Annotated in this window: 7 protein-coding genes; 1 reads left to right on the forward strand and 6 read right to left on the reverse strand. The window is 38.9% G+C overall.

The window, feature by feature from the left end; genetic code table 11:
* Positions 1-606 precede the first annotated feature (606 nt).
* The gene (locus AAA938_RS19000) at positions 607-1,308 is read left to right on the forward strand and encodes a sce7726 family protein (RefSeq protein WP_338230359.1); all 702 of its coding nucleotides are present in this window, start codon (positions 607-609) and stop codon (positions 1,306-1,308) included.
* Here AAA938_RS19000 and AAA938_RS19005 read toward each other — a convergent pair.
* From AAA938_RS19005 to AAA938_RS19030, 6 genes are all read right to left on the reverse strand, one after another.
* On the reverse strand, positions 1,296-2,381 hold the full coding sequence (locus tag AAA938_RS19005; protein ID WP_338230360.1) for a beta family protein: 1,086 nt from the start codon (positions 2,379-2,381) through the stop codon (positions 1,296-1,298). The two genes, AAA938_RS19000 and AAA938_RS19005, sit on opposite strands and share 13 nt — an antisense overlap.
* A complete protein-coding gene (locus AAA938_RS19010) occupies positions 2,378-3,118 on the reverse strand; it encodes a hypothetical protein (protein WP_338230361.1) in 741 nt (246 codons plus the stop codon). Before AAA938_RS19010 ends, AAA938_RS19005 begins: the two co-directional genes overlap by 4 nt.
* A 770-nt stretch (positions 3,119-3,888) precedes the next feature.
* On the reverse strand, positions 3,889-4,611 hold the full coding sequence (locus AAA938_RS19015; RefSeq protein WP_338230362.1) for a competence protein CoiA: 723 nt from the start codon (positions 4,609-4,611) through the stop codon (positions 3,889-3,891).
* 123 nt (positions 4,612-4,734) lie between these two features.
* Entirely contained in the window at positions 4,735-5,463 is a 729-nt protein-coding gene (locus tag AAA938_RS19020) for a DUF5131 family protein (RefSeq protein WP_338230363.1), read from the reverse strand.
* 6 nt (positions 5,464-5,469) lie between these two features.
* Positions 5,470-5,877, reverse strand: a complete 408-nt coding sequence (locus AAA938_RS19025; RefSeq protein WP_338230364.1) for a hypothetical protein — start codon at positions 5,875-5,877, stop codon at positions 5,470-5,472.
* A 335-nt stretch (positions 5,878-6,212) separates the two neighbouring features.
* Positions 6,213-6,422 carry a hypothetical protein gene (locus tag AAA938_RS19030; protein WP_338230365.1) on the reverse strand — a complete coding sequence of 70 codons (210 nt, stop codon included), beginning with the start codon at positions 6,420-6,422 and terminating at the stop codon, positions 6,213-6,215.
* Positions 6,423-6,802: the final 380 nt, after the last annotated feature.

Here is a 6,802-nt window from a genome sequence, read left to right on the forward strand (position 1 = left end):
TCTATAGTGTTTAATTTTTCTGGTAAATTCTATTCTCCAAAGTTTACTTTGGGAAAGATTCTAATTTTCTTGCCCTTTCACAAACCTACCCTGCTAGCTAGCCCAAGCCTCCTACACTACTATCTGGCTCCTCGCTAAATCTTTCCATAGGAAATATTTTACGCTCAGCCCCCACAAGAAGATTTTTTGATGGCTTGTCCTATCTCCTTAAAGAAGAGGGTGATCACGACGTAGAAAATGTGAGGATAGTAATCCATAAGAGCCTATCCCGCTTACACTGTCCGATTATCAAAAACTTCTTATTGCTAAGGAAGGGGATTTTGGGAAAGAAAAAATACCCACTGGTGGGTATTTTTTGGGGTAAAGTAAAAAAAAGCGAGGGGGAAGGGAGGATTTTTGGGTGGGAAGAGGTGGGGACCTAAATTTCGCACCATTCGGATCAGGTAATTTTTGGCCTTGAGTTTTGTCACTCACAGTAGCAGATTGCCTGCTTTATGGCTTGAGATTTGTTTACTCCAAACCGAAATCCTTTATTTGCTTATGGAAAATTTGGATCGCCTCCGGGAATTTTTTACCGCCAAAAATTTAAAATCCTACCATCCCCTTATGAGTGAGAAAGAGTTGGCTAAATGGGTGGAACCACTGGAACCAAGTACTCTTTTCTCCTTCCAATCGAAAATAGATTTTCTCAAACAACTTAATTCTTTTGCCCAATCGCATTTGGAAGATGAGTTGTTTTTGAAGCAACTGCTTACCAAGACTTTCTTTGAGGAAGATATTATAGGGGCTTTCGAGGTAAAAGCTTTGTCCTCGAGACTTGATCTACTCAAAATTAACGGTGTAACCACCGCTTTTGAGATTAAATCCGAATTTGACTCCTTGGAAAAGCTGGAAAAACAAAGTCAGGATTACTTGGCATTATTTGAATACAACTATTTGGTAGTCGGTGAAAAGCACCTAGAGAAGGCTGAAAAAGTGTTGCCACATGAGTTTGGAATCTATACGGTCAAAAACAAAAAGCTGAAACGATTTAGGGCTTCTAGGCGAAATCGATCTATTAACCCAAAATCCCAACTATCCATACTTACTTCTAAGGAGCTGAGAATCGAGTTTAAATCAAATGAATCCAATTGGATTCTGGCTAACTATTCATCGACAGAGATCAATGAAGCTTTCAAAAAAATCCTAAAGAAGAGATATACCCAAAAGTGGAATTTCATTAAAGAACGGTCCTCAGAAATATTCCCACTGGACTATCAATATTTTTTCCATCATCCGATCAGCCCACAATTGATCTATTCCAGATAAAGCGGGATAGTTCGGCCTTCCTCGATCCAAACTTTCATGCAGTGCAGATAGTGCTGCATGGCTATCTTTTTAAATTTAGCCTGATTCTGTCCATTCTCTAAACCGGAATTAATATCCTGGAGTAACTTGATTCCTGCATTACCTTCAATAAAGGAAGGATAATTTTCTTTAAGCCTAACAAAGGGTACACTCCCTAAAACTGCTGGAACAATAAAGTCCTTGAATTGGGACAGTTTCTTTTCTTCTGCTTTGAATCCGTAGTACAGGTTATCATAAGGATCATAAAATATAAAACCAGGACTGATAGTACCTCCGGCAGTCAAATCATCTTTTTTTATGCCTACATAATCTCCAAAAGCATCAAAATTTTCTCTTTCAAATGTTTCAATCAAACTATTATCGGCCTCGGAAATAACATCATTATGGTCCAAACCGACATTTTTTATGTCCGAGTTTAAGGCACTTCGAATTATAATTTTTGTAAGCCCTTGGTATCGGTCTTCTCTCAGGATACGGTTGTGTTTTCTGAAAATTGGATTGGTAGGACTGACGGTTCCCAAGTCATAGATAAAAAAATCCGATCCTAAACGGATTACCGCTTCAATTTCAAGTATATCCGCGTCAAAGGAATCAGTGTTTGTCATAAAGGCAAGTCTAGGAAAACGATCTCTTAGACTTTCCGATTGCCTGGTAATTGTATTTGCCTCACCCTGAAGATTCACTAGGGAGGATATAACAGGAACAACTTTGTCCACACCAGCAAATTGACTTAGAAAATCAACCCTACTTGATACAGATTCAAGTATTGTTCTAGAAAATGTGATTACTTCAGATTGAGTACTATTGGAGAGTTTGATATAGTTTGGTAAGGATAAAAAAACGTGTTCAGAATTGATGGAATTGATCAAATCACTGTAGATCTCAAAAGGAGTCTGTTGATTATTTTTTCTATCCTTTTCCTTGATCACTTCGATCATTGGGTACATACTTGAGCCAAATTCCGTCTCTTTCAATACCAAAATCTCCTGTTGTCTGGCTCTAAATACCGGTACATATTTTAGGGTTGAGCTCATGGCAATTCAATTTTTAAGTTTCTCAAGTATTCAATCTCATCATCAGCGACCTCTTCATTTTCAATCAATATCCCACTATTTTCCACAAACTGGTCTAAAAAGTTGTTATAAGAAAGTGCGAGCCAAATGAATTTTTGTTCAATTGGCGGTTTGTCTTTATGAATTTCCAATTTTTCAGAAATCTTTGTTTTGTAAGTTTCAAAAAAATCCCGTCGATCCTCTGCTCTGATCACATTATAGAACGGATCAATATAAGTGAGCTCTTGGTCACTTTTTAACTGAAAATCAAAATCAGCATTAATATCTTCCAATAAAGCTCGAAATGTATCGGAAATTACAACTCTTGGATATATGGCTGATTTAGATTCCAGAAGATACGCATTGGCCAATGGTAGACCTACTGCAATATCTTCTTCGTCGAGCATCCAACCGTAGTCAATTCCTCCTCTTAGGAAATAGCCCAATGAAGCCATTTTTTGAAACAGGTTAGATACAACAAAAAGAATTTCATTGGCAATAGTTTTGTCCTCTTCCATATCGGCGGCAATGCAAATATTATCACTAAATAGATAATACCTGCAATAATTTTCGGGGATCAATTGAACTACTGACTTAAATGCGTTGATGAAATCATTCGCTTTTTCCGAGATCAAATTTTCGGAAGAAAATACCTCATTGTTCAAATCCGCATCTTCCTCGAATTCTTTAAGCAAGGCGCCAAAGCCAAGGACATCCAAAAAACAGACAATTCGCCTTTGATATTTTATTTGTGAATCTGTCACCTTCTATTAAACAGTATTAAAATTTCGGATTCAAATCGAAAATGAATCTGCTTCCGAAAAAGTTGAACTTACTAAATGGCTGCATTCTATTTTCTATCATTTTGGTGATACCAACGAAATGATCAGATTCCTTTTCTCCTGCATTTTCACATGCTTTTACCGCCTTTTGAACTGCATTGGTGAAGTTACGCCAATCGGAATACCCCAAAATCTCCTGCAAATCGCAGCCACTCTAACACTCTAACCCTCCATCAAGGTTATGACAGGCTTCTTCAAATTTTTGGAACAATGAAGCGATTAACTCCTTTTTCATCTTAAATCGAAAAATCAATTTTAATCCTCTTTAAATCCAAAACTTCTAATTTACTCCAATTCCAGATCCTAAAAACCGAAATATCACTTACCACAAAATCCTATCAACTAATTATCAAAAGCTTCGTTATGCTAAGAAAGGGATTTTTAGGGAAGAAAAAATACCCACTGGTGGGTATTTTTTGGACAAAATGTAAAAAATCGCGTAGAAACTGTGGATTTTTGGGAGGGAAGGGGGAGTTTTGAATTCGTCTGATGGTCTTTGGTTTTCCTGATCTTGAAAAAGCTTCGCTTGATTTTACCTTGGGGACTTTGGAGAAGGATTGGTTTCAAGTGGTCCTTTCAAGTTCCGGCGCAGCACTTTAATGAGGTAAATTGAGGGGCATTTTTTCAAAGATCAATAGCCTTGATGCTCATAGCGGTTGATCTTGATTTTCCTTTTGAATTTGAATGTAGAAGCTAAAATCACCGCCGTATTTTTTAATGAACTTTTCTTTTTTAATGTATACCCCTCTTATCTGAGTTGTACCCATTCCCTCTTTCACCATAAATAGCGAATCCTCGCCAAAGTCTATAAACAAAGGTCTTTGTACATCTTTCCAGCTTCTGCGAGGAAATTTCCATTTAAAAAATTCTCCATTAATTCCCTTTTTGACCTCAGGGGCACTCCTTTTCCATCGTATAGGTTTACGGGGAAGGCTTTTCAATTCAATGGAATCTTGATCGTCCCATTCATCTTTTACGGTAAGATTCACTCTGAATTCCTCCCCATTAATTAACCAAATCATCCGTTCACCATAAAAATCTTCTCGCTCTCTAATTGTTGATTTTGAAATAGGGGAATTCTGTAATTCAATTACTATCTGATTTTTAGTCAGAATATCTGCAATATGGGTTTCTGAGTCTTTTGAAATTAATACTTCTGAATTTTCCTTTCCGAAAGTTGCTTTCCAATGCTTATGCCAAGCAGATTCAGGTTCGGACCACGTGTCGCAATTCTCATCTTTTACATGAGCCCAATGCCACACATAAATTTCACCACATTTTGAAATTACCTTCTTCCTGCAAAGGGGGCATATTCCATCTAATTTTGGTTTCGCTTCAATTTTCCTATTTTCAACTAAAGCCCAAATCATAGTTTGAGTTGATGAATATTTGAGAAAAATATAACCCGTTTTCTACTTAAAAATTAGAAAATCCATTTAGGATATAGCACAAACAACAGCGAATTTTTAATTACGCGAAGAAAGAAAAAACTATTAAATATACCTTTCCAACTCCACTTCCGGCATTTCATCATAGGTTTGTCCATTGAGTTCGCGGCCGGCTTTCTTTTTGTTTTTGCCACCCCATTGTTTGAAGAAGAAAGCCACTTTGGCGGTTTGGCATTGTTCCTGAATATCCAAGACCCATTCGGGATCCATAGGTCGGGGCTTGTGACCACTCTCTCCGCCGACGATGACCCAGTCGATGCCATTTAGGTTGAGGTTGGGTAAAGGTCCAATCAGCGGTTCACAGGATAAGAACTTAACTCTTGCTCCTGTTTGACGAAGAAAATCAATCCGGTCCAGTACCCGATCATCCTCTACAGAAACTCCCATCCAGATGTTATGTGACCAAGACAAGAGGTGGCTAATCTCAGCCAGTCGATCTGCCCGCTTGGTTAGGACTTGAAATACGTGCTGACCATTGTCCTTCATTACTTGAAATACCTTTTGGATAAACTCTACTGGCACATCCTTGTGAAAGAGATCGGACATGGAATTGACAAACACCACTTTTGATTTCTTCCAAGTGTAAGGAATGCTCAAGGCATCTTCGTGGATTCTAACCTTTTTGAATCCAGCTTGGTACTTCTCTACTCCCATAGCCTTTAGGCGCTTGGTCATGACTTCTGCATAGCAGAATTTGCAGCCTGCGGAGATCTTGGTGCAGCCAGTGACCGGATTCCAGGTCAATTCGGTCCATTCAATTGAGGTTTGTGCCATGGTAAATCAGGTTAATTGGATTGAAATTCGGTTTGACCTATTACAATAATCGTCATAATTGATGTAATAGGACCCTTTTCTCCATTTTTGACCGTCAGTTGGTGTCACAATAATTTGATTTTGAGCGGTAAAGCCTTTTAGTACCTCTACTGCATGTTTGGGCCGAAAACCTTGATGTAAAGTTGCTTCGTAGATTTCACCATTGGTTCGGCTTTCTTTTAAAAAAGTTCTGAAAAAAAGTTCAAGCTTGTTTAACCGATCTGCTGTGGTTGATGTAAAAAGTGTTGGTTCCCCTGGATTTTTATAACTCCATCCTCTCCCCTCCTCTTGATCTATTTCCCATTTGGATTCCAGCATCTTTTCAAACCCATAAATATGACTGGTAAAAAAGAAAAGGCAGAAAAACTGAATCAAGATCTGGAAACTTACAGTCTGTGCCAGCGAAAAGACCGAAATGCCTTAAACAAAAAATCCTGCTTCTGGAGAAGCAGGATAACAAGAAGGTGGATTACAAATCCCTAAAAAAAGGTTCGGGATTGCAAATCCCGAACAGCGGATTACTCCCGATTATCGAGACTCAAACAGCGGGGTGAAGCAGAACAGCGAAGAAACCTCCATTTATTTATATGATGACCCTGTAGGGGTCAAACTATTAATAACCCCGGGTAAGGAGGAACGACGAAACCCGGGGTAAAAGACTAAACTTACTTACCAGCGCTGGCCATGGATCTCGATCTGGAAACAAAAAGTCAGTGCCAGCGCAAAGGATAGAACGCTTTTAATAAAAAATCCTGCTTCTGGAGAAGCAGGATAACAAGTAGTGGGATTACAAATCCATAGACAAGAGTTCGGGATTGCTCCCGATATTTATCGGGACCCGAACAGCGATGGTAAAGGACCAGCCACAAACCATGAGGAAGGGACATGACCCTGTAGGGGTCAAACCTTTCAGTAGCCATGGGTTTTAACCCATGGTTTAAATGATAACGTAAATGATTCGCGCTGGCCATGTATCTCGAAATCAGTGCCAGCGCAAAGGACGGAACGCCTTATAATTAAAAAATCCTGCCTAGGGAGAAGGGGGATGGAGTTAGTTGAGGCACAAGTCAGGAGACTTGCGCCAGTGGGGGTTTGGGGGTTTGGAGGTATGGGGGTATGGGAGGTTGGTGACTCGTCCTAAAAATAGTTTACAGGTTATTGTTTAAATCCTGATACTGATTGACTATTTCTGTTAGTCCTTTTATTGGTTTACAAGTGTACGGTTTTTGGGGTAATAGTTTTTCCACAATCGATCTGTTTTTTGATTGGTTTGATGGATTTCTTCAGGAGTTTTGTTTCC

This window comes from Algoriphagus taiwanensis, assembly GCF_036245645.1.
GTDB classification, from domain to species: Bacteria; Bacteroidota; Bacteroidia; order Cytophagales; family Cyclobacteriaceae; genus Algoriphagus; species Algoriphagus taiwanensis.

Coding starts and splice junctions, on each gene's coding strand:
- AAA938_RS19000 (WP_338230359.1), top strand. CDS start 607: ATGAGTGAGAAAGAGTTGGCTAAATGGGTGGAACCACTGGAACCAAGT.
- AAA938_RS19005 (WP_338230360.1), bottom strand. CDS start 2,381: ATGAGCTCAACCCTAAAATATGTACCGGTATTTAGAGCCAGACAACAG.
- AAA938_RS19015 (WP_338230362.1), bottom strand. CDS start 4,611: ATGATTTGGGCTTTAGTTGAAAATAGGAAAATTGAAGCGAAACCAAAA.
- AAA938_RS19020 (WP_338230363.1), bottom strand. CDS start 5,463: ATGGCACAAACCTCAATTGAATGGACCGAATTGACCTGGAATCCGGTC.
- AAA938_RS19030 (WP_338230365.1), bottom strand. CDS start 6,422: ATGGCTACTGAAAGGTTTGACCCCTACAGGGTCATGTCCCTTCCTCAT.